At 58.4% G+C, this 22,187-nt stretch carries 18 protein-coding genes; 15 read left to right on the forward strand and 3 right to left on the reverse strand.

Translation table 11 applies throughout. From position 1 onward, the window contains the following. Position 1: 1 nt before the first annotated feature. The 5 genes from OEG84_RS18525 to OEG84_RS18545 are packed head-to-tail and all read left to right on the forward strand — an operon-like array spanning position 2 to position 6,694. A complete protein-coding gene (locus OEG84_RS18525; protein WP_267655096.1) occupies positions 2–1,009 on the forward strand; it encodes a proline racemase family protein in 1,008 nt (335 codons plus the stop codon). A 21-nt stretch (positions 1,010–1,030) separates the two neighbouring features. After that, complete coding sequence (locus OEG84_RS18530; RefSeq protein WP_267655097.1) at positions 1,031–2,506, forward strand: aldehyde dehydrogenase family protein; 1,476 nt, start codon at positions 1,031–1,033, stop codon at positions 2,504–2,506. A gap of 1 nt (position 2,507) precedes the next feature. Continuing rightward, positions 2,508–4,211, forward strand: a complete 1,704-nt coding sequence (locus OEG84_RS18535) for a GMC family oxidoreductase (protein WP_267655098.1) — start codon at positions 2,508–2,510, stop codon at positions 4,209–4,211. 8 nt (positions 4,212–4,219) lie between these two features. Beyond that, positions 4,220–5,224 (forward strand): proline racemase family protein, encoded by a 1,005-nt coding sequence (locus OEG84_RS18540; RefSeq protein ID WP_267655099.1) that lies wholly within the window; start codon positions 4,220–4,222, stop codon positions 5,222–5,224. Between the two features lie 33 nt (positions 5,225–5,257). Next, positions 5,258–6,694, forward strand: coding sequence for an NAD-dependent succinate-semialdehyde dehydrogenase (locus tag OEG84_RS18545; protein WP_267656254.1), 1,437 nt, complete (start codon positions 5,258–5,260; stop codon positions 6,692–6,694). A gap of 225 nt (positions 6,695–6,919) precedes the next feature. On the opposite strand, the gene OEG84_RS18550 is transcribed toward OEG84_RS18545, so the two are convergent. Together OEG84_RS18550 and OEG84_RS18555 are read right to left on the reverse strand one after the other, a co-directional pair. Continuing rightward, the gene (locus OEG84_RS18550) at positions 6,920–7,690 is read right to left on the reverse strand and encodes a FadR/GntR family transcriptional regulator (RefSeq protein WP_267655100.1); all 771 of its coding nucleotides are present in this window, start codon (positions 7,688–7,690) and stop codon (positions 6,920–6,922) included. Then, positions 7,627–9,075, reverse strand: coding sequence for an FAD-binding oxidoreductase (locus OEG84_RS18555; RefSeq protein ID WP_267655101.1), 1,449 nt, complete (start codon positions 9,073–9,075; stop codon positions 7,627–7,629). Before OEG84_RS18555 ends, OEG84_RS18550 begins: the two co-directional genes overlap by 64 nt. Positions 9,076–9,169: 94 nt before the next feature. Here OEG84_RS18555 and OEG84_RS18560 point away from each other — a divergent pair, with 94 nt between their 5' ends. The 9 genes from OEG84_RS18560 (at position 9,170) to OEG84_RS18600 (ending at position 19,897) form a co-directional block, all read left to right on the forward strand. Further along, positions 9,170–11,080, forward strand: a complete 1,911-nt coding sequence (locus OEG84_RS18560) for a thiamine pyrophosphate-dependent enzyme (RefSeq protein WP_267655102.1) — start codon at positions 9,170–9,172, stop codon at positions 11,078–11,080. A gap of 107 nt (positions 11,081–11,187) precedes the next feature. Next, on the forward strand, positions 11,188–12,465 hold the full coding sequence (locus OEG84_RS18565; protein WP_267655103.1) for an aspartate aminotransferase family protein: 1,278 nt from the start codon (positions 11,188–11,190) through the stop codon (positions 12,463–12,465). Continuing rightward, complete coding sequence (locus OEG84_RS18570) at positions 12,465–13,370, forward strand: sugar phosphate isomerase/epimerase family protein (protein ID WP_267655104.1); 906 nt, start codon at positions 12,465–12,467, stop codon at positions 13,368–13,370. Before OEG84_RS18565 ends, OEG84_RS18570 begins: the two co-directional genes overlap by 1 nt. Beyond that, positions 13,367–14,377: a Gfo/Idh/MocA family protein gene (locus OEG84_RS18575; protein WP_267655105.1), complete on the forward strand. Its 1,011-nt coding sequence runs from the start codon at positions 13,367–13,369 to the stop codon at positions 14,375–14,377. The genes OEG84_RS18570 and OEG84_RS18575 overlap by 4 nt, the downstream gene beginning before the upstream one ends. A 32-nt stretch (positions 14,378–14,409) precedes the next feature. Beyond that, a complete protein-coding gene (locus OEG84_RS18580) occupies positions 14,410–15,444 on the forward strand; it encodes a substrate-binding domain-containing protein (RefSeq protein WP_267655106.1) in 1,035 nt (344 codons plus the stop codon). 22 nt (positions 15,445–15,466) lie between these two features. After that, entirely contained in the window at positions 15,467–17,005 is a 1,539-nt protein-coding gene (locus OEG84_RS18585) for a sugar ABC transporter ATP-binding protein (RefSeq protein ID WP_267655107.1), read from the forward strand. A 13-nt stretch (positions 17,006–17,018) separates the two neighbouring features. Further along, positions 17,019–17,993 carry an ABC transporter permease gene (locus OEG84_RS18590; RefSeq protein ID WP_267655108.1) on the forward strand — a complete coding sequence of 325 codons (975 nt, stop codon included), beginning with the start codon at positions 17,019–17,021 and terminating at the stop codon, positions 17,991–17,993. Beyond that, complete coding sequence (locus tag OEG84_RS18595) at positions 17,990–18,379, forward strand: nuclear transport factor 2 family protein (RefSeq protein WP_267655109.1); 390 nt, start codon at positions 17,990–17,992, stop codon at positions 18,377–18,379. The genes OEG84_RS18590 and OEG84_RS18595 overlap by 4 nt, the downstream gene beginning before the upstream one ends. Before the next feature lie 69 nt (positions 18,380–18,448). After that, complete coding sequence (locus OEG84_RS18600) at positions 18,449–19,897, forward strand: NAD-dependent succinate-semialdehyde dehydrogenase (RefSeq protein ID WP_267655110.1); 1,449 nt, start codon at positions 18,449–18,451, stop codon at positions 19,895–19,897. 456 nt (positions 19,898–20,353) lie between these two features. Here the strand turns inward: OEG84_RS18600 and OEG84_RS18605 are convergent, their stop codons facing one another. Next, entirely contained in the window at positions 20,354–21,022 is a 669-nt protein-coding gene (locus OEG84_RS18605) for a GntR family transcriptional regulator (RefSeq protein WP_267655111.1), read from the reverse strand. 145 nt (positions 21,023–21,167) lie between these two features. Here OEG84_RS18605 and dctP point away from each other — a divergent pair, with 145 nt between their 5' ends. After that, complete coding sequence (gene dctP, locus OEG84_RS18610; RefSeq protein WP_267655112.1) at positions 21,168–22,163, forward strand: TRAP transporter substrate-binding protein DctP; 996 nt, start codon at positions 21,168–21,170, stop codon at positions 22,161–22,163. Positions 22,164–22,187 lie beyond the last annotated feature (24 nt).

Here is a 22,187-nt window from a genome sequence, read left to right on the forward strand (position 1 = left end):
CATGCAAAGCACACGCATTATCCAGGGTATTGATTCCCACACCGCAGGCTGCCCGCTGCGGCTGATCACCTCCGGTTTTGGCCCGATCCGTGGCAAGACCATGGTGGAAAAGCGCGCCGACCTGATGTCGCGCGATTGGCTGCGCCAACTGGTGCTGTTCGAGCCGCGCGGCAGTTTCAACATGCCCGCAGCCGTCCTCACCGAAGCCTGTTCGGAAGACGCTGATATCGGCATGCTCATTCTCGAGCCCGACACTTATCCGCCGATGTGCGGCCACTGTGCAATGGCGGTTGCCACAATTGCGGTGGAAGCCGGTTACATTGAAGCGGTCGAAGGCGAAACGCTGGTTCGGCTTGATACTCCCGCAGGCGTGGTGCCTGCCCGGGTCAAGGTCGAGGGCGGACGTGCCGTCTCGGTGACATTGGAAATGCCGTCGAGTTTTCTCTACCGCGAAAACATCCTCGTCGACACGCCGAGCTTCGGCAAGGTGCGCGCCGACATCGCCTTTGGCGGCGATTTCTATCTGATCGTCAAGGCCAGCGATCTGGGCCTCAAGATCCATCCCGATCAGGCCTGGCAGATCGTCTCTGCTGCCGCTGAACTGCGCGCCGGGCTGAAGGATCATCCGGTCCAGCATCCGACCATGGCCCATGTCAATGAGATCTACCAGATCGAGATCATCCAGGACGGCGATGGCGAAACCACCGATGGCAAGAATGCCGTCGTCTGTCCGCCGACGGTGATCGACCGGTCGCCGTGCGGAACCGGCACTGCCTCGCGCATGGCGATGTTGGCAGCCAAGGGGGAACTCAAGCCGGGCGACAGCTTCCGCCACGCCGGCATTCTCGACACGGTCTTCACCGGCAATATCACCGGCGCCACGACGGTGGGCGACATTCCCGCCATCGCCTGCACGGTAACCGGTTCGGCCTACCTGACCGGGACTTTTAACTTCTTCCTCGATCCCAACGATCCGTTCCCTGCCGGGTTCCGGCTCACGGGCGTCTGATCGAGCAATCCGGAGACAATCATGACCAGCGATTTCAATCCCGACAGCATCACCCTCGTCGCCGCACATCTGATTGACGGCAAACGTGTGGAAGCGGGCGAAGCCCTTGCGGTCTTCCGTCCCTCTGATGGCGCTGAAACGGCGCCGCTGCCGATGGCCGATGAAACCATCATTGATCGTGCCGTCACCTCGGCGCATCGGGCGTTCACCGAAAGCGGATGGCGTCAGGCCGCGCCGCTCGAGCGTGCTGCAGTGCTCAAACGCTGGGCTGATCTGATTGACCGTGACCGCGAACGCATCGGCCGGATCGAATCCGTATCCTCGACCCGGCCGATCGAAGACGTGCTTGGCCGCGATCTGGTTCGCGCCACCGGCGCCCTGCGCTATTTCGCAGAATGGGCCGACAAGGTCGAAGGCCAGTTGCTGGCCGGCAAGGCCGGCACTACTTCGATGGCGCGGCCTGAGCCCTTTGGTGTTGTTGCCTCCATCGCGCCGTTCAATTTTCCCGCCATCAACGCGATCTGGAAATCGGCTCCGGCGCTCGCCGTCGGCAACGCTGTGGTGCTCAAGCCTTCGGAAATGACACCCTACTCGGCGCTGGCGATTGCCGAACTCGCCATCGAGGCGGGTCTGCCTGAAGGCCTGTTCAACATTGTCCAGGGCGCAGGCATCACCGGCTCGCTGCTGGTACGTCACCCGCTGGTGCGCAAGATCACCTTCACCGGCTCTTCCGCCACCGGCGCCAAGGTGATGGCCGATGCGGCCATGACCGGCACCAAGCCGCTGACGCTGGAACTCGGCGGCAAGTCACCGCAACTGGTGATGAAGGATGTGCGCGATCTCGATGCGGTGGCGACCAACATCGCCAACGGCTTCCTCGCCAATTCAGGCCAGGTCTGCACTGCCGGTACCCGGCTGATCACGCCGGTCGGCATGCGCGACGAACTGCTTGAAAAGGTCATCGCAATTGCTGCCGGGCGCAGGGCAGGGCCAACCTGGCAGAATGGCAACACCCTGCCGCCGATCATCTCGGAAAAGCAGGCGCGTCGCATCGATTCCATGCTGGCCGAAACCCTGAGTGATGGCGCCGAAGTCGTCACTGGCGGCGGTCGTGTTGCTGCCCAGAATGCCGGCGCCTATTACCAGCCGACAATTCTGCGCAATGTGCCCGAAACCTCGGTTGGCTTCCGCGAGGAATTCTTCGGCCCGGTTCTTTCCGTCTTTGAATATGAGGACGAGGAGGAGGGCATCGCCATGACCAACCATCCCTCCTATGCGCTCGCCGCGAGCATCTACACCGACGATTTGCACAAGGCGATGACCTTGCCCGATCGCATCGAGGCGGGAACCGTCTGGGTCAACGCCCATGGCCGCCAGCCCGATTATGCAACACCGCAGGGCGGCTTCAACGGTTCCGGTTTCGGCAAGGAAATGGGCCGCAACGGCCTCGAAAGCTTCCTTCGTTTCAAAACTGTCTTTCTCAATCATGGCGAATAAGATGACTGCTGAGCATTTCGATTACATCGTTGTTGGCGGCGGCGCCGCCGGTGCCGTGCTCGCCAGCCGGCTGTCGGAAGAAACTCGCTTCAAGGTGGCGCTGATCGAGGCCGGCCCGGACATGGAGCCGGGAACCGAACCCGAAGACATTCTAGATGCCTACCCGATTGTTGCCTATTTCAACCGCTCCTATCACTGGCAGAATGTGAAGGTTCATCTCGATGATCCGAAAACCCCTGATGCCGAGGCCCGCCGTTACGAGCAAGCCAAGGTGATCGGTGGCGGCACCTCGATTAACGGCCAGTTCGCCTTCCGCGGCCTGCCCTGGGATTATGAGGACTGGGCCGAGCACGGAGCGGCAGGCTGGGACTGGAAGGGCGTTCTTCCCTATTTCAAGAAGCTCGAGACCGATCTCGATTACGGTGAAACCGAAGTCCATGGCGGTAGCGGACCTATGCCGTTGCGGCGGGTGCCGGAGAAGGACTGGTCACCGCTCACCAAGGCCACCGCCAAGGTGCTCGACAAGCTCGGCGTCAAGAATATCCGCGACCACAATGGCTGCACCGATGACGGTTATTTCCCGATGACCGTCAACAACAATGTCGACGGCAAGCGGGTGTCGACAGCGCGAGCCTATCTGACCGGGGAAGTCCGCGACCGTCCGAACCTGACGATCATGGGTTCCACCGAAATGCGCAGGATCCTGTTTGACGGCAACCGCGCCTGTGGTGTCGAGATCGAAGGCCCGCAGGGCACGCGCACGCTTGGTGCCGGAGAGGTGATCATTTCTGCCGGTGCGCTGCAATCGCCGGCAATCCTGATGCGCGCCGGGATCGGCCCCGCCGATCATCTTTCGGAAATGGGCATCGAAGTGCGTGCCGACCGCCGCGGCGTCGGTCAGAACCTTCAGGATCACCCGATGGTGGCGCTTGCCGCTTACCTGCCGAAGAAATCCCGCCTGCCCAAGAGCATGCGCCGCCACATCCAGATGGGCTACCGCTACAGCTCCAAGCTGGCCAAAACGACCGCCGGCGACATGTTCGTGCTGGCGTCCAACCGCGCCGCCTGGCACCCGCTCGGTCGCCGTCTCGGCTCCATACTGGTGTGCGTCAACCGGCCCTATTCGACCGGCTATGTCCGCCTTGTCGACCGCGATCCGTCGACCGGCCCGTTTGTCAATTTCAGGCAGTTGTCAGACGAGCGCGATCTCAAACGGCTTGAGGACGGCATGCACCGCCTGTTCGGCATCGTCTCCGAACCGGAAATGACGGATGTGGTCGGCGAAGTGTTCCCGGCAACCTTCTCCGACCGGGTGCGCAAGCTCGGCGCTGTCAGCAAGCTCAACTGGTTCCTGACGCTGATCGCGGCGGGCATCATGGGCAGCGGTTCGCTGGCCCGCAAACTTATGATCGAAAAGGTGATCGTGCCCGATGTCGATGTGCAGGGATTGCGCAAATCGCCCAATCAGCTGCGTTCGTGGATCATCGACAACACCTGCGGAAGCTGGCACGCCAGCGGCACTTGCCGGATGGGCGACCGCAACGATCCTGACGCGGTTGTTGATCCTGATGGCAAGGTCATCGGCGTTGAAGGTCTCCGGGTAGTCGATGCCTCGATCATGCCGTCGGTGATCAGTGGCAACACCATGCTGACAACGGTGATGGCCGGCGAAAAGATCGCTGACACCATCAAGGCCGGAGCCTGAACCACGCCATGACACCAAGACGCGTCCTGACCACCATCGACAGCCACACGGCAGGCCACCCCACCAGGCTCATCACCAGTGGGTTGCCGCCGCTCAGGGGCGGATCGGTCGCGGAAAAATACGACTGGTTCCAGAAAAATCTGGACGACGTCCGCACCTTGCTGCTGCATGAACCGCGCGGCCATTCGGCCATGGTCGGCGCGGTTCTGACCGACAGCAAGGTCGCCGATCATGGCGCTTTCTTTCTCGGCAGCTACAACTACCTGCCGATGTGCGGCCATGCGGCGATCGGCATCGCCGCAAGCCTGAACCACATGGGGCTGTTGCTTCCCGATGATCAGGGCCAGGCCGCCTTTGATCTCGAGGTTCCCGCCGGCCTGGTGCGGGTGACGGCGAATTACGAGGGAGGGCGGCTTTCCGCGGTCAGCTTCGACAACGTGGCTTCCTATGTTGCAGCCAGCGCGGTTGCGCTGGAAACACTGCCCGGACCGGGCACATGCGATATCGCCTATGGCGGCAACTGGTATGCGCTGGTCGAGGCACAGGCCGCCGGCGTCTCGCTCGATCCGTCTGGTGTTCACCACGCGCTCGAAATCGGCGCCAGGATCAAGGTCGAGGTCAACGCCAGGATCGACACCGGTGCGGTACCGGGGGCGAACTCTCATATCCACAGCGTGCTTTTTTATCAGTCGAACCGCGACGTTGATGGTTTTGCCAGCCGTCAGCTGGTGGTGCTCGCCGCCAACAAGTTCGACAGGTCGCCCTGCGGAACCGGCACCTCGGCGCGTCTGGCGCAATTGCTCGGCGCCGGCCTGATCGAGCCCGGCGAGCCGATCCGGGCGATCAATATTCTCGATGTCGAGTTCACCGCCTCTGCCGTGCCGCTGTCGACCAATGGCGCAAATCCGATCCGCTACCGGCCGACCATCGAAGGCCTCGCCCATATCACCGGCCTGCACAGCTTTATCCGCGGCGACGACGACCCGATTCCCAACGGGTTCCTGTGTCGCTGACCCCCGTCTCAAACCAACAAGAGAGTATCCATGATGTATGATGAAAAGATCGAACTGCTGATCGACGGAAAATGGCGACAGGCGGGCGATGGCAAGGTTCGCGATCTGGTCAATCCGGCAACCGAGGAAGTGCTTGGCACTGTGCCGCTGTGCAACGATGCAGACCTGGCCGAAGCCACCGAAGCCGCTGCCCGTGGTTTTGCCGTGTGGAAGAAGATGACCGCCGTCCAGCGTTACGCCATCATGATGAAGGCCGCCGCGCTGATCGACGAGCGCAAGGACCGTATCGGTCGGCTGCTGACAATGGAAAACGGCAAGCCGCTCGCCGAAGCCGTGCCTGAAGTCCAGTTCGGTGCCGAAGTCACGCGCTGGTATGCCGAGGAAGGCAAGCGCGCCTATGGCCGCATCGTGCCTGCCCGCATGCCCGGTGTTCGCCAGATGGTGTTCAAGGAACCGGTTGGCCCGGTCGTAGCCTTTGCTGCCTGGAACTTCCCGTCCGGCAACGTCGTGCGCAAGATTGCAGGCGCGCTGGGCGCAGGATGTTCGATTGTCGTCAAACCGGCCGAGGAAACGCCCGGCACTGCGGTCGCCATCGCCCGTTGCTTCCAGGACGCAGGCCTCCCCGATGGCGTTCTCAATGTTGTCTTTGGCGACCCTGATCACGTCTCCTCCACCCTGCTCAAGTCGCCGGTGTTCAAGAAGGTGACGCTGACGGGTTCCACCGAGATCGGCAAGCTGTTGCAGAAGCGCTCCGCCGACACGCTCAAGCGCGCCACCATGGAATTGGGCGGCCACGCGCCGGTCATCGTCCATGCGGACGCCGATCTGGATCTCGCCATCAACACGCTTGAGGCCTTCAAGTTCCGCAACGCTGGCCAGGTCTGCACCTCTCCGACCCGGTTTTTTATTCATGAGAGCATCTTCAGTGCCTTCGTCGAGGGCTTTGTCGCCAAAGCCAAGACCATTGTTGTCGGCAACGGGCTTGAAGCCGGTGTGCAGATGGGGCCGATGATCGCTGAAAGACGTCTCGGCGTGATGGAAGCCTTTGTCGAGGACGCCGTGAGCAAGGGCGCAACTGTTGCGCTCGGCGGAAAGCGAATGACCAATCAGGGCTATTTCTTCCAGCCCACGGTATTGACCGATGTTCCCGACGATGCCCGCATTCTCACCGAAGAGCCGTTCGGCCCGATCGCCCCGTTGATGCCGTTCTCGAGCTTCGATGAAGTGATCGAACGCGCCAATGCGCTGCCCTATGGCCTCGCGTCGTTCTGCTTCACCCGCAGCGGTTCGCTGGCGGCCAGAACCGAGGAAGCGCTGGATGCCGGTCTGGTTGGCGTCAACCACATGGCTGTCTCCACCCCGGAAACGCCATTTGGCGGCGTCAATGAATCGGGCTTTGGTTCGGAAAGCGGCATGGAAGGGCTGGAAGCGTTCCAGCGCACCAAGTTCGTCACCGAGTTCGCACTCTGATCACGGCATTGCCCTGACGCATTAATGAAGCCGGGGTGGAACTCTGTTCCACTCCGGTTCACACACCGAATAATTTTCGGTTTTGCAGACATCTGTCGCGCAACGCGCAGGCCTCACTTGGCCGAAGATAAAGTGAGATCAAATCTTCACCCCTTGGGCTTGCAGCGCCACTGAAAGTGTCGTGGCCAAGCGCGCAAAATCTACATTTGGCTGGTTTTCTGATTACTATTTGATTTGTAATCTATTTAATGCGCTGATCAGGTGAAGCCGGGAGAACTGACGGGCATCGTCTGAGTTTCCGGAAGCAATCGCATGGAAAATTCTCACATGCTCTTCATTGACAGACTCGGTCATTCCTTCCTGACGCGCAGAGTTGTCACGTGCGATTTTGACCGATTCGACGAGCATCGAGGCCAGGAATTCCTGAAACCGCAGCATAGCCTTGTTTTTGGAGATCTGAGCGATCAGGTGATGGAAGTTAACGTCAGCCTCAACGCCGCGGTCGAAATTGTCCGCAGATGTCAGCAATTTGTCGAGGGTTTTCTCAAGCTGGACGATATCTGATTTTGTATGCCTCTGCGCCGCCAGAGCCGAAGCTTCGCTTTCGATGCCAATACGCAATTCATAAGCTTCACGGATCGAAGTCTGCTTTTCCGTGTCCACCAGGCTGAGACGGAAAGAGCGCGCGACTTCTCTGGGGTCGGCGATGAAGATGCCCGCGCCTTGTCGCGCCACGACGAGACCATCGCTTTGCAGTCGTGAAATAGCCTCACGGATGACCGTGCGGCTGACGTTGAAAGTCTCGGTCAATTCCTTTTCGGTGGGTAGTCGCGAGCCAGGCGCCGTCCTGCCGGTTTCAATGTCCTTGCGCAGGGTGTTCATGATCTGATCTGAAAGCCGAACCGGTCGCACAATCGGGCGCGCCCGAACCTTTAGCGGTGTCGAGCGTGGGTCTGATTTGCGTGGCTTAAGACTTTTCCGGGGTTTATCATCCATGACGGGTCAATTGCTTTCTTAATTGTTCGCATCAGGTCCAATTCAACGGAGTCATGATAGTCCATAAGCGAACTTACCCTAAGTTGTCCTATACCGTGCTCAGCACTGAATGTTCCGCCGGCTTTCATTGCATTTTTTTCGACGCATGACGTGATCGGGTTGCTGCCCGAATACAGATCTGACAGAGACACCCCCTCCGGGGGGACAATGTTTACGTGCAGGTTGCCATCGCCGAGGTGGCCAAACACATTGAGTTTGTAGCCGGGAGCGATGCGCATGATCTCGGAGCTGACAGCTTCAATGAAGCTGGGGATTACCGAGATCGGCACGGCAATATCGTGTTTGAGTGCGCCGCCCGCCGCCTTCTCTGCTTCTGAAATTCCCTCTCTGAGCTTCCACAGGGCTAGTCTCTGGTTTTCACTCTGCGCGACAACCATGTCGTTTACAACCTTGTCAGCCAGCAGAGTTTCGAGCACCGGCTCCAGCCGGGCAAACAGATCTGCCGAGCTGTCCAGGGACATTACTTCCAAAAGCACATAGGCCGGATGATTATCGGTAAATGGCAGTGCTGTCTGTGGAATGTGGTCGATCAGCAGTTTCAGGCCTTCTGCAGTGAAATATTCACACGACGTCAGATCTGCGCCACATAGGTTTTGGATGCGGACAAATGTTTCCAGTGCGAAATCGGGTGCCTTGACGGCTGCAAGCATGGTCAGGGTCTTCTTGGGGCGGGGAAGAAGCCGGATAGCGGCAGCGGTGATGATCCCCATTGTGCCTTCCGACCCGATGAACAGTTGCTTGATGTCCATCCCGATATTCTCTTTACGCAGTCGCCGCAATCCGTTCCAGATTCGGCCGTCAGGCAGGACGACTTCCAAGCCAAGCACTTGCTCGCGCATCGAACCATAGGACAGCACGTGGATTCCGCCGGCATTCGTGGCGATGGTCCCGCCAATCTGGCATGAGCCCTCAGAGGCCAGGCTGAGGGGGAAGGTGCGATCTATGGCTGTAGCAGCTTCCTGTGCTGTTTGGAGAATGACGCCACTTTCAAGCTCCACCGTGTTGTTTATTGCGTCGATATTTCGGATTTGGTTCAGTCGGCGGGTGTTGATGATGACCTGCGGGATACCCTGAACAGGAACGGCACCGGCCACCAAGCCCGTGCGCCCGCCTTGCGGAACAATCGCCAATTTGTGCTTTTGACATAGCTTTACCATGTCCGACACTTCTTGGGTGGTGGACGGAAAAAGAACCGCTTCAGCCGGCTGATCGACAAGCTTTCGCCAGTCGATTTCATAAGGGCGCCGCTCGGTCTCATTGAGCACATATGCGGCCGGCGCAAAAGAGCTTGTGAGAGCCTCTGCAAATTCCTTTGATTTTTTCATATTTCCTATTCACCTGAAATAGCACGAGTATTTCGAATTAATTTGTATGATAAGTGATATATGATGAGCTTGACAAGGTGATAAAAGCATAATTATGATTGCCCATCAAAAAATGTTTGGGGACGGAGAAAACATGGTTAAGGCGATCCAGTTGACGGTTGGGCAAGCGATTGCTCGCTTCTTATCGGCGCAGTGGACCGAGCGTGATGGTGTGGAGCGTCCCCTTATTGCTCGAGCCTGCGGCATCTTCGGCCATGGCAACCTTTCGGGTGTCGGGCAGGGCTTCGCAGAGTGCGGTTCTTCAATTCCTTTCCACCAGCCATTCCACGAGCAAAGCATGCTGCACACGGCGATCGCATATTCGCGTGGTCAGAGGCGGCTTTCGACCTATGTCTGCACGGCGTCGGTTGGTCCCGGGACTGCCAACATGTACACCGGCGTCGCCAGCGCCACCGTCCAGCGTGTGCCGGTTCTGGTTCTTGCGTCTGATCATTACGGTGCGCGTCGCCAGGGTGTTGTGCTGCAGCAGCTGGAATCGCCGCAATATGATCTGTCGGTGGCGGATGGATTGCGTACTGTGTCGGTGTTTTTCGACAAGATTACCCGTCCTGAGCAGTTGGTTCCTTCTTTGATGGAAGCCATGCGCGTGCTGACCTCTCCGTCGGAGGCTGGCGCTGTAACACTGTCAATTTGCCAGGATGTGCAGTGCGAGGTCGGCCTCTTCCCCGAGGAGTTTTTCGAAAAGCGGGTGTGGCGTATTGAACGGCGCGTTCCGGAGGCGGCGCAGGTGGGACGGGTTGCTCAGTTGCTCAAGGCCGCCCGCAAGCCGCTCATCATCAGTGGCGGCGGCGTTTATTACTCCGAGGCGGAGGCGGAGCTGGTCTCCTTCGCCGAACGGTTCGGGATTCCCGTGGTGGAGACCGTCGCCGGCCGCAGTACGATGCCGGGCGAGTCGGAGTTCGCTGTCGGTGCTGTCGGGATCGCAGGAAACCTGGCTGCAAACGAACTGGCTACCCAGGCCGATCTGGTGCTCGCTATTGGCACCCGATTGACTGATGTGGTGACCTGTTCGCAAACCTTGTTCCAGAACAAGGATGTCAAGTTCGCCAGCATCAACATTACAGGGCGCGATACGATAAAGCTCGGTGCCGAGCCGATCGTAGCCGATGCACGCGAAGGGCTGGCCGCGTTGTCGGCTGCCGCCGCGGAAGCTGGTGTTGTGCCGCAGCCGGCATGGCGCGAAGAAATGATCAAAGCCGTACGCGATTGGACAGAGCTTGCGGAGCCGACCCTGGTGGCAAAGCCGGGTGCCTTGATGGCGCAGGCGCAGGCACTTTCTATCGTCAATCAAGCCGCGAGGCCGAATTCCTACGTGGTAGGTGCGGCGGGAAGCTTGCCTGGTGACATTGCCAAGCTCTGGGATACCCGGGATGGCAAAAAGGTGCATCTGGAGTTCGGTTTCTCCTGCATGACCTACGAAATTCCCGCCGGCATAGGCCTTGTTCAGGCCGGGCAGGAAAACGTCTACGTGATGATCGGCGACGGCACCTACCTGATGAATCCGAACGATCTGCTGGTAGCGGCGCGCGAGCGTCTCAAGCTGACGGTCTGCGTCTTCGTCAATCATGGCTACCAGATCATTCGCGACCTGCAGGTGCTCACTACAGGCTCCAGCTTCTCCACCGAGTTCCGCGGGCGAGACAATGCGGGGCAACTCAACGGAGCCTATCTCGATATCGATATCGCCAAGAATGCCGAGAGCCTGGGTGCCCGCGTTCACAGGGCGGCGACGCCGGAAGAGCTCAAGGAGGCGCTTGCCGCCGCGGATGCGGATCCGGGCCTCAACGTGGTCGTCATCGAGGTTGATCCCCACAAGATGTCGGTCGGCACCAAGCACAGTTTCTGGGATATCGCGCCGCCGGAGATGTCTGCGGACCCGGCCGCGCAAGAGATACGACGCAATTACGAGAAGCGGCGCGACGAGCTTCAACGCCATCATCTCTAACTCCGACGCAATATAGCCAGCCGATCAATGGAACAGGAATAGCCATGTCTCAGCTCACCGAAAGCCCGATTACTCACTCGCCAACCATATCGTCCGTGATTAAGCCCATGGGGCACTATGACCTGCGGATTGTACGTGGCGAGGGCGTCCGTTTTTGGGACGAAGACGGGACTGAATATCTCGATGCTGTGTCAGGCGAGTGGGTGGTGAACCTGGGTTACCGGCACCCCAGAGTCATCGAGGCGATCAAGGCGCAGCTTGACGAGATCGAATATGTGACACCGGTTTTTGAGAACCAGAAGCGTACGGAACTGGCCGAGAAGGTTCTGTCACATGCGCCCGATAACATGCGTAGTGTGCTTTTCGCCCTCAGTGGCGCTGATGCAGTCGAAGGTGCAATGCATCTGGCTATGCGGGCAACGGGCGGCACCGAGTTCGTGTCGCTTTATGGCGCCTTTCATGGCACCACTTTCAGCACGCTGGCGCTGAGCTATTCCTATCCAAAAATGCTGGAAGGTTCGAAGGAGGGGCTGGACCGTTATCTCACGCGTCAGACCCGTGTTCCCAACTACAATTGCTACCGCTGTCCTTTCGGCTTGAAACGCGAGTCCTGTGACTTGATGTGCGCACGCTTTATGGAGACCGCCATTAAGCATCAGCCTGATGCAAAGGTGGCCGGCGTCATCATCGAACTGTTTCAATCGAACGGGGGCATGGTCCCCATGCCGGAGGGCTATATCGAAGCTGTGCGGGATATCTGCACCCGGCATGGCGTTGCGCTCATTGTCGATGAAGTGCAGACCGCATTCTGCCGCTGTGGCGACATGTTTGCCTCCAAGGAACTCGGCATCGAGCCTGATCTGATCGTCATGGGCAAGGCATTCGGAGCGGGCTTTCCGCTGTCGGGCGTTGTTGCCGCTGAAGGCTTTACCTCGCTGCGGGGCTGGGAGGCCGGCTTTACGCTGATGTCGACGCCTGCTGTTTGCGCAGGCAGCATTGCGATGATGGAGGTCATGGAGGAGGAAAATCTCGCCAACAACACCCGCGAGATCGGCGCCCACTTCATGACCCGGCTCAATGAAATGAAGGATCGCTACAGCATTATCGGGGATGTTCGCGGCCTTGGCCTGATGATCGGCGTCGAACTGGTCCTGGACCGCGAAACGAAGGAGTCGGCGGATGAATTGACCGGTTTCGTCTGGAAACACGCTATCGACAATGAGCGTTTGCTGATCGGCAAGAGCGGACCGGTGTTCGGAGATTTCGGCAACGTTCTCAAGTTGAAGCCTGCGGTCAATACCACTCGGGCCGAAGCGGACGAAATGCTTGACCGCTTCGAACGAAGCATCGCTGCCGCGCAGGCCCGTCTGGAGGCCGCACACTGATGGCGGGACCGGCAGAAGAGTTCAAGCGTTGGGGCTTCCTTGCTTGTGTCGACTATGAAAACTGGCCGGCCGACAAGGTTGCCGCCACACTTGCATCGCAGGGATACAACGCCGTCGAGTGGTCGCTGGCTCATTTCGATCCTCGGCGAATGTCCGCCGCCGAGCTTGCCGGGGTCATAACGATGAGCCGGGACAAGGGGCTGGAGGTTTCTGCTGTCACCGTGCAACAGGATCTCGTTTGCCTTGATGCGGAGGTGCTTGATGAGCGTATCGCGCTGAGCATTGATGCGGCTGCGGCCGCGGTCCAGTCCGGTGTCAAAGTCGTCAATGTTCTCACCGGCCCCAATCGCTGGGAAGACGGTCATGTCGATGTTGGCGCGAAACTTGCTGAGGGCAAGGCCTGGGGCATTATGCTTGATGCCTATGAGCGTATGTTGGACGGGTTTGCCGAAGTCGGCGCCGAGGCCGCACTGGAGCCTTGCTGGGGTGGTTTGGCCCATGATTTTCACAGCACCGGCGTTCTGCTGCGACGGTTCGGAACGCATCCGGCTTTCGCCATCAACTTCGATCCGAGCCATTTCGCGCTGGTCCGTGACGACATCAACTGGGTGATCCGCGAACTGGCCCCCTACATTCGCCATGTGCACATCAAGGATGTGGCCGGAACACCGGGGCATGAAGGCCGCGAATTCATATTCCCGCTGATTGGCGAGGGTCGGGTCAACTGGAGCGAGATGTTCAATGCACTCGATGCAGTTGGGTACCGCGGGTTTATGTCGGTCGAGTTCGAAGCCTATCGCTACTACAGCGCGATCCTGAAGAACGATCCCGGAAAAGCATCTGAAATCAGCATGCAGCAACTGCGTGCGCTCGAAGCATACATGCCGGAGGGTTTGCTCAAATGACCACGGAATTGAAGGTTGGCGTGATTGGTCTCGGTGAGGTCGGGGCCCATCAGGCGAGGGGTGTGCAAACGGCGGCGGGTGCACGGTTGTTCGCGGTTGCGGATTTCAATCCAAAACTCGTCGACGCATTCGTTCAGGACACCGGCGCTCGCGGATATGGCAATGCCGAAGAGCTGATCGCCGATGAGCAGGTCGAGGCGGTGGTGATCTGTGTGCCACACAAATTCCATGCCGAATTGTGCAAAACTGCTCTGAAAGCGGGAAAGCACGTCTTTGTCGAAAAGCCGGTGACTGTGACAAGCCAGGAATGCGATGCGCTGATTGCACTCGCCGACCAGTCCGGAAAGGTGTTTGGCGCCAGCCACAACCAGCTTTTCTACCCGCCTCATCGGTGGTTGCGTGAGGAAATTGCGGAGGGACGGATCGCGCGCCCGAGCATCCTTAGACTGCGCCTTGCAATCGGTGGCAAGCTGGGTGGCTGGCGTGCCGATCCAGATCTTACCGGCGGCGGCCTCCTGTTCGATGCCGGGTTTCACCGCTTCTATGTCGCACGCTCCATCATGGGAGAAGTCAAGGCTGTCTACGCCTCGCTTGATACCGATGACCCGCGGGGCGTTGGCGAGGATTCGGGGATTGTCGTTTTGGAATTCGAAGAAGGCGGGCGTGCCGTCATTGAAGCTGGCTACCATGCGCCAGCGGGCATTTTCGATGATCAGATCGAAGCCGTGACACCGGATGCGCTGGTCCGCATTCCTGGCATTGAAGCGCATTTCGAGAAATTCAGCGACGAGCCGCATTTGCTCATACGCAATGGCGGCGAGTGGATGGGGCAGGAACTGGAGTCAGCCGAATGGCCTGACACGATCGCGCTTTCCGTCGCCAACTTCATCGATGCCGTCAATGGTAAAGCCCGGCTTGCCGTTGACGGACGCGAGGCCAGGCGGATCGTCGAGATCGTCGAGGCCGCCTACCGCTCGGCGATGGAAGGTCGTCGGGTCGAAGTCTGAATCACACAACAATCGGAAAAGGGGAATGTAAGATGAGAATACTCAAGTTAGCCATCGCCGCCACAGTTGGGGTTATGACAGCATTTGCAGCCCAGGCACAGGACAAGCCGAAGATCGGCATGCCGATGACCACGCTCAATGACGCGTTCTGGGTGGACTATGTGAACTTCGCCAAAAGCGCAGCCGAAGCCTATGGCTATGAGCTTGTGGTCACCGACGCCCAGTCGCGTGAGGACAAGCAGCTTTCCGACATCGAGACGCTGGTCAATGCCGGAGTAAAGGGGATGATTCTTACACCTCTGAGCGAGCCGCTTGGTATTCAGGCCATTGAGCTGCTTGACAGGGCTGGCGTTCCGGTCGTCGTCACCGATACCTTTCCGGGCGTCGAAGTCGGCTACAAGCCCAACTACCTCGCCTTCATCAAGCTTGATGACGAAACTGCGGGTTACAATGTCGCCAAACATCTGATCGAGAAGGATGGGGTCAAAAATCTTGTCGGCATCGGCGGTGTCCCCGGCATCTCCACTTCGGAAGCCCGTAACGACGGCATGAAAAAGGCTGCTGCCGAACATTCCGAAGTGACCGTGCTTGACGTGCAGTACACTGACTGGACGCTTGCCAAGGGCCAGTCGGTGATGGAAGATTTTCTCACCCGCTTTGACAATATTGACGGCGTCTGGGGGGCTGGTTCCGACCCGCTTCTCGGCGCGATTGTCTCCATCGAGAATGCCGGCCGTTCCGGTATCAAGCTGGCCGGTATCGATATCACGGAAGCGGCGATTGACTCGCTGGAAGAAGACAAGCTTTCGATGCTTGCCGGCGGTCACTGGGTAATGGGCGGATACGGCGTCACCATCATCCACGACTATCTCAACGGGCATGAAACCGATCAGCCGGTCTATGAGATGAGCCTCTATTACCTGACCAAGGATGGCATCGACGATTACCGGTCAGCCATTATCGATCCGCTGGCTGAAGGCAAGTCGCTGGTCGACTGGAAGGCAATCAGCAAGACCAGCGATTCGTCGGTCAACCATGCAGACGTGTTCCAAGTCATCGCACCGTAACAACACTGGAAACTCCCAGATAATGTTAGTCGAAACACATACAGACACTGGGTCCAAAGATCATCTGGATACCCCTCGGCAGCCATATCTTCTGGCTGCCGAGGGGCTAAACAAGAACTATGGTCCAATCCAGGCAGTCAAGGGACTGGATGTTTATCTCAGGGCCGGAGAGGCCTTGGCGCTGTGTGGTGAAAACGGCGCCGGAAAATCCACCATATTCAAGATCCTGGCCGGTGAAGTGGTGCCTGATGGCGGGCGCATCACGGTAAGCGGGAGCGAATACAAACCAGCCAACGCCAGCCAGGCCGTCACCGCGGGCGTATCGATGGTTCACCAGGAATTCAACATACTGCCACATATTTCAGTGGCGGAGAACATATTCATCGGGCGGATGGATGAGTTCAGCCGGTTCGGACGCATCAACTGGAAAGCGCTCTATTCGGCAGCCTCCAGGCTTCTGGAAAGCCTCGGCATCAAGTGCAACCCGCGCGCGGAAATGCGGAGCCTCTCTCCCTCAACCCAGAAAATGGTAGAACTCGCACGGGCGCTTTCAACAGATCCGAAAGTGCTCCTGCTTGATGAGATTACCGCTTCGCTGGATCATGATGACGCCGACACATTGCATCGCCTGATGAATGCTCTGCGGGCAAAAGGCGTCGGGATCATTTATGTGTCGCACCGCCTTCAGGAAATATTCTTGAGCTGTACTTCCATTGAAATCATGAAAGACGGCAGTTGGGTTGCCACCCGGCCGGCTTCCGAACTCGATGAAGACCAGTTGTCTGCCTTGATGGTCGGCCGTGACCTGGCTGACTGGAAGCGGCCTGCACGCCCGCCGCTGCAGGAAGAGATGCTTGATGTTTCGGGGCTTACCGCCTCTGGCTTCCGGGATGTCTCGCTTCAGGTGCGCAAGGGGGAAATTGTGACGCTGGCAGGGCTGGCGGGATCGGGGACGGACGAGATCCTTGACGCGATTTTTGACGCTGGGCATCTTACTGCTGGAACCATTCGGCTCGAAGGGTCGGATTATGCGGGAAAATCGGTGTCTGACGCCATCGCGGCGGGCATTGCCATGGTGCCGAAGGAACGTGCGGTTGAGGGATTGATCGACACCCAGTCGATACGATTCAATATCGGGCTTGCCAACCTTTCCAGCAATACCCGTGGCGTTTTCGTAGATGGCGCCCGCGAGGCGGAGCAGGCGGAACAAGGCGCAGATATGTTCCGTATCAAAGCCCGCTCCACCGCCGAATTGGTGCGTTCCCTGAGCGGCGGCAACAAGCAGAAAGTTCTGCTTGCCAAATGGTTTCTCACCAACCCCAGGCTGATGCTGCTCAACAACCCGACCCGCGGCGTGGATATCGGTGTGAAGTTTGAGATCTACGACCTGATGCTCAAGCTGAGTCAGGAAAAGAAACTGGCCATCTTGATGGCGTCGGAAGACATGGCTGAGGTCATACGCCTGAGTGATCGTGTCATCACCATCCGGCACGGAGAGATCTCGGGCGTCTTTGAGGGGCCCGAGATTACCGAAACCAATCTCATCAACGCGATGCTTTGAGGGCAATTTCAAAATGAGTCAAAATACAACTGCATCCACGCTGTTGCGCAATGGGTTTTCGATGGAAGCCATGCGGGTTTATTTCCCGTTCCTGGTGCTTGTGATTGTCTGCATCGGATTTTCCATTTTCTCCGATCAGTTCCTTTCTGCTCGGAATCTGGAAACAGTTCTGCGGCAGACCGCTGTTTTGTCGATCGCCGCGATGGGAGCTACATTCGTCATCTTGATGGCTTCCATCGATCTTTCGGTTGGTGCGGTTGTTGGTCTGTCCGCTGTGATCATTGCCTATTTCATGCAGTCTCTGGGGATCGCGGCGGTGCCCACGGGACTGGTGGTCGGCGCAGTGTTGGGCGCTGTTATCGGCGGTATTCATGCAAAGCTGAAAGTACCTTCCTTCATCGGCACGCTTGGTTTCATGGTTGCTGGCCACGGCTTGATGTTGCACATCACCGGCGGTCGCCCGATCATGATCCGTGACGAGACGATGCGCGGGATCGGTTCTGGAACAATAGCGGGCGTTCCCTCGATCGTACTGATCGCAATGGCAGCCTTTATAATAGCTTATGTGATCCAGCATCACACGGTTTTGGGGCGAAGCATCGTTGCCGTAGGTGGTGGCGAAGTGGTGGCGCAACGCTCCGGGATCAAAGTGGACCGGATCAAGATCATTACATTCATGCTCGCAGGCATCTATTCCGGACTGGCCGGGATTGTGCTGGCCTCGCGCATGGGGGCGGGCAGTCCTACAGCGGGGACCGGTTTGGAGCTTGATGTTATCGCCGCAGTGGTGATTGGCGGAACACCGTTGACCGGGGGCATGGGCGGTGTTGTCGGCACGGCGATCGGCGCACTCATTATCGCAATCCTGTCGAACGGGCTCAACCTCGCCGGTGTTTCCTCCTATTCCCAAATGATCATCAAGGGCATGGTTCTGATTGCAGCCGTCATCATTTCGATTGACCGCAAGAAGATCGGAATTATCAAATGAGTGAGGCGGAGGCTCCACACCTGCAAATCGGTGAAGTGCTCGAACTCGCCAGAGAATATGTGATTGGCGTGGCTTCACAGAATGCCGGCCAATTGGCCGGGGCATTTGCCGAAACGGCGCATGTCATCGGCGTCGACGAAGGCCAATCCGTCAACATTCCCCGGGATCGCTGGATTGACGCCATGTGCGCGCCCGAACGCAAGGGACTGGGATCTGAAACCTATCAGGTAGGCTCGGTGAACCTGGCGGGAAGTGTCGCGACGGTGACGGTCATGACAACCTATGGCCGTTTCCATTATATCGATCTGCTCACACTGATGAAGCATGAAAACCGGACGCGGATCATACAGAAATGCTTCCACCAGACACCCGTCTCAGCAAACTGAAACCGGTGTCTGGCGGGCCATCTCCAGAATCCGCTCAATCGCAAATCCACATTTTCTCACGGAGCTCCCATGCCGATCGAAACTCCCGTCTATCCAGACGTCAATTTGATGATCGCCGGTGAATGGCGATCCGCGCGCAGTGGTGAAACACTTGCGGTTTTGGACCCGGCGACGAATGAACAAATCGGCACGGTTGCCAAGGCCTCCGAAGTGGAACTCGAGGCTGCGGTTGTGGCAGCTGCGGAAGGCTTTGCTGCATGGAGCGCTGTATCCGCGTTTGATCGATCGAAAATCATGCGACGGGCGGCCGATTTGTTGCGGGAACGCTGTGAACACATTGCTTGGCTAATGACACGCGAACAGGGCAAACCTCTCGCTGAAGCCAAGGGTGAGACGCTGGCGGCGGCGGACCTGATCGATTGGTTCGCCGAAGAAGGCCGCCGTGCTTTTGGGCAAATGATTCCCGCACGGTCGCCCGGTGTCCTGCAGATGGCGGTCAAGCAGCCAATTGGTCCTGTGGCCGCGTTTACGCCATGGAATTTTCCGATCAACCAGGTTGTCCGCAAACTCTCTGCCGCGCTTGCGGCTGGCTGTTCCATTGTCATCAAGGCGCCGGAAGAAACACCCGCGTCACCGGCCGAACTCGTACGTGCGTTCATCGATGCGGGTGTGCCCGCCGGTGCGGTCGGCCTTGTGTTCGGCGATCCGGCTGAGATATCCAATTACCTCATTGCGCACCCGGTGATACGCAAGGTCACGTTTACTGGTTCAACTCCAGTTGGCAAACACCTGGCCGCTCTCGCCGGGCGTCATATGAAGCCTGTAACGATGGAGCTCGGCGGTCATGCGCCGGCGATTGTTCTTGATGATGCGGACATCGGCAAAGCCAGCGCAACACTGGCGATGTCCAAGTTCCGCAATGCAGGCCAGGTCTGCGTCTCTCCCACCCGCTTTATGGTGCAGGAACGTGTCTTTGGACAATTTCTTGATGGCTTCGTAGAGGCAGCAAAGGCGCTTCGCGTCGGCAACGGGCTTGATCCACAGACGCAGATGGGCCCGTTGGCGAACAGACGGCGCGTTAGTGCGCTGGAGGGTTTGATTAAGGATGCCGTTGAGCATGGCGCTGAACTGAGAACCGGAGGCCGGCGCATTGGCAATGAAGGGAATTTCTTCGAGCCAACGGTGCTCGCCAACGTGCCGGTGAGTGCACGAATTATGAACGAAGAGCCCTTTGGCCCGGTGGCGATAATAAATCCGGTCAGTGATCTCGAAGAAGCCCTCAGTGAAGCCAACCGACTGCCTTTCGGCTTGGCATCCTATGCCTTTACCGGCTCTACCGCCGCCATCGCTCAACTCAGCGCACGTCTTGAGGCGGGCATGCTGACGATCAATCATCTGGGGCTGGCTTTGCCAGAAGTGCCGTTTGGCGGAATCAAGGATTCGGGATATGGCAACGAGGGCGGAACCGAAGCCATCCAGGCGTTTCTCACAACCAAGTTCGTATCGCTGATGCAATAAGGCGCTTAAGCTAGAGCCGTTCATCTTTAAATGGAATCGTTTGAGCGCCGGGATTTCGTGATCTGGCAAGAAGCGTGCGGTGACGCGGCGCCAGCGCCGTTAGCCGTGCGCCACGCAGTCCAGAACGCGAAAGACCAAGCTCACACGATCGTCTCTCGGCGCTGGCTCTGAGGGTGTCGGAAGCACCGCCGCGCGGCATTAAGCCAATTTTGCATCGAGAATTCAATTGCATATATGTTTGCATCTATGCCTTCAGAGGCGTGCCATTTTCTCAATGCTCAATGCTCAATGCTCAATGCTCAATGCTCAATGCTCAATGCTCAATGCTCAATGCTCAATGCTCAATGCTCAATGCTCAATGCGAAATAGCCGATCGGTATTCCAGGGCCCTGGTGCGTTGAATCCTGCTATTCGCGGATTGCTGGATGAGGAATTTTACCGCCACACTTCACGCAATCACCCGGTCTTGAGCGAGGCCATCTGGCGGTAGCTGGCCATGAGATCGTTGAAGCGTTCGCCCTGGATGGCGACATGTATCCGAAGTGCTGCGGCGGTGGCCTTTGAATCGGCGCGCTTGAGTGCCGTGAAGACGGCCCGGTGCTCGCGCATCGACTGCGGCATGCGACCGTTGGCGCGCAGTTGCAGCCGCCGGTAAGGTTTCAGCCGCTTGTGCAGCCGCGCCGCCTCGCGAGCCAGAAAGCGATTGCCGCTGGCCTCGTAAAGCAGATGGTGGAAGGTCTCGTTCTCGCGGTAATATTCGTCGAAATCGCCTTGCGCGATCGCCGCTTCGCAAGCGTCAATGGTCAGGCCGATGGCAATCATCTGCTCGTCTGTCACGCGCCTTGCAGCGCGAAAACCGCACATCGCCTCGATCTCGGCCATCACCTCGAACATCTCGACCAGCTCGACAAAATCCGGATGCCGGATAAAGGCGCCGCGCCGGGCTTCGAGCGTGACGAGACCGGAGGCCGCCAGCGACTGGAACGCCTCGCGCAACGGCGTCCGCGAGACACCAAACTGTTCGGCAAGCTTGACTTCATCGAGACGCTCGCCATCGGCGAATTCGCCGGTGACAATCATCTGTTCAATACGTTCGCGAACGGAATCTGCAATGCGTGTGCCCATGCGTCTATCATCGTCAATCGCCGGCAAAATGCAAATTCAATCTTTTTGTATACAAGACGTTTGACATTGCATCCCGAAAATGGTCCCTTCGAGCGTTGCCGGAACCGGAGGAGGTTCTGTGAGCACAATCTTCTGGGAGGTAGATATGAAACTAGGATTATCAGCGCTTGCAGCCATGTTGGCCGCATCCATCGCTCTGACCGGCCATGCACAGGCCGAAACCTTGAAAGCATCACACCAGTTTCCGGGCGGCAAGGGCGACGCGCGCGACGAAATGGTTCAGCTTTTCGCCAAGGAACTGGCAGCGGCCGATGTCGGCCTTGATGTTCAGGTCTATCCGGGGCAGTCACTCTACAAGGCCAAGGAGCAGTGGGGCGCGCTGACCAAGGGCCAGCTCGATATCGCCTCGTTCCCGCTGGATTACGCTTCGGGCCGCGTGCCGCAGTTTTCGGCAACCCTGATGCCGGGCCTGGTGCGCAACCATGATCGTGCCAAGCGGCTCAATTCTTCGCCGTTCATGACCGAGATCAAGAAGCTGATTGAAGACAATGGCGCTGTCGTCATTGCCGACGCCTGGCTCGGCGGCGCCTTCGCCTCGAAAAAGACCTGCATCACGTCGCCGGAATCGATCAAGGGTCAGGTTACCCGTGCAGCAGGGCCTGCGTTTGAGCAGATGCTGGTCGGCGCCGGCGCATCGATTTCCTCGATGGCGTCATCGGAAGTCTATACCGGCATGCAGACCGGCGTGCTTGATGCCGCCAACACGTCATCGGGGTCTTTCGTGTCCTACCGTCTTTACGAACAGGTCACTTGCCTGACAGAGCCGGGCGAGAATTCGCTGTGGTTCATGTACGAGCCGATGCTGATTTCCAAGGAAACCTATGACCGCCTGACGCCCGAGCAGCAGGCCGCCGTCATGGCCGCCGGCAAGAAGGCGGAAGAGTATTTCGACAAGGAAGCCGCCGGCCTCGACGACAAGATGGTCGCGACCTTCAAGGAGGCTGGCGTCGAAGTCGTTTCCATGTCGAAGGATGACTATGACGCCTGGCTGGCGATCGCCAAGGAGACTGCCTACAAGGAATTTGCCGAAAAAGTTCCCGGTGGCCAGAAGCTGATCGACGAAGCGCTCGCCGTCGAGTGAGCCCGGATCGGGGGGAGCTTCGCC

The organism is Hoeflea algicola (genome assembly GCF_026619415.1).
In the GTDB taxonomy this organism is placed as follows: domain Bacteria; phylum Pseudomonadota; class Alphaproteobacteria; order Rhizobiales; family Rhizobiaceae; genus Hoeflea; species Hoeflea algicola.

What these genes read in the sequence shown, in the direction of transcription:
- OEG84_RS18525 (WP_267655096.1), top strand. Translation starts at nt 2, where the DNA reads ATGCAAAGCACACGCATTATCCAGGGTATTGATTCCCACACCGCAGGC.
- OEG84_RS18530 (WP_267655097.1), top strand. Translation starts at nt 1,031, where the DNA reads ATGACCAGCGATTTCAATCCCGACAGCATCACCCTCGTCGCCGCACAT.
- OEG84_RS18535 (WP_267655098.1), top strand. Translation starts at nt 2,508, where the DNA reads ATGACTGCTGAGCATTTCGATTACATCGTTGTTGGCGGCGGCGCCGCC.
- OEG84_RS18540 (WP_267655099.1), top strand. Translation starts at nt 4,220, where the DNA reads ATGACACCAAGACGCGTCCTGACCACCATCGACAGCCACACGGCAGGC.
- OEG84_RS18545 (WP_267656254.1), top strand. Translation starts at nt 5,258, where the DNA reads ATGTATGATGAAAAGATCGAACTGCTGATCGACGGAAAATGGCGACAG.
- OEG84_RS18550 (WP_267655100.1), bottom strand. Translation starts at nt 7,690, where the DNA reads ATGGATGATAAACCCCGGAAAAGTCTTAAGCCACGCAAATCAGACCCA.
- OEG84_RS18555 (WP_267655101.1), bottom strand. Translation starts at nt 9,075, where the DNA reads ATGAAAAAATCAAAGGAATTTGCAGAGGCTCTCACAAGCTCTTTTGCG.
- OEG84_RS18560 (WP_267655102.1), top strand. Translation starts at nt 9,170, where the DNA reads ATGATTGCCCATCAAAAAATGTTTGGGGACGGAGAAAACATGGTTAAG.
- OEG84_RS18565 (WP_267655103.1), top strand. Translation starts at nt 11,188, where the DNA reads ATGGGGCACTATGACCTGCGGATTGTACGTGGCGAGGGCGTCCGTTTT.
- OEG84_RS18570 (WP_267655104.1), top strand. Translation starts at nt 12,465, where the DNA reads ATGGCGGGACCGGCAGAAGAGTTCAAGCGTTGGGGCTTCCTTGCTTGT.
- OEG84_RS18575 (WP_267655105.1), top strand. Translation starts at nt 13,367, where the DNA reads ATGACCACGGAATTGAAGGTTGGCGTGATTGGTCTCGGTGAGGTCGGG.
- OEG84_RS18580 (WP_267655106.1), top strand. Translation starts at nt 14,410, where the DNA reads ATGAGAATACTCAAGTTAGCCATCGCCGCCACAGTTGGGGTTATGACA.
- OEG84_RS18585 (WP_267655107.1), top strand. Translation starts at nt 15,467, where the DNA reads ATGTTAGTCGAAACACATACAGACACTGGGTCCAAAGATCATCTGGAT.
- OEG84_RS18590 (WP_267655108.1), top strand. Translation starts at nt 17,019, where the DNA reads ATGAGTCAAAATACAACTGCATCCACGCTGTTGCGCAATGGGTTTTCG.
- OEG84_RS18595 (WP_267655109.1), top strand. Translation starts at nt 17,990, where the DNA reads ATGAGTGAGGCGGAGGCTCCACACCTGCAAATCGGTGAAGTGCTCGAA.
- OEG84_RS18600 (WP_267655110.1), top strand. Translation starts at nt 18,449, where the DNA reads ATGCCGATCGAAACTCCCGTCTATCCAGACGTCAATTTGATGATCGCC.
- OEG84_RS18605 (WP_267655111.1), bottom strand. Translation starts at nt 21,022, where the DNA reads ATGGGCACACGCATTGCAGATTCCGTTCGCGAACGTATTGAACAGATG.
- dctP (WP_267655112.1), top strand. Translation starts at nt 21,168, where the DNA reads ATGAAACTAGGATTATCAGCGCTTGCAGCCATGTTGGCCGCATCCATC.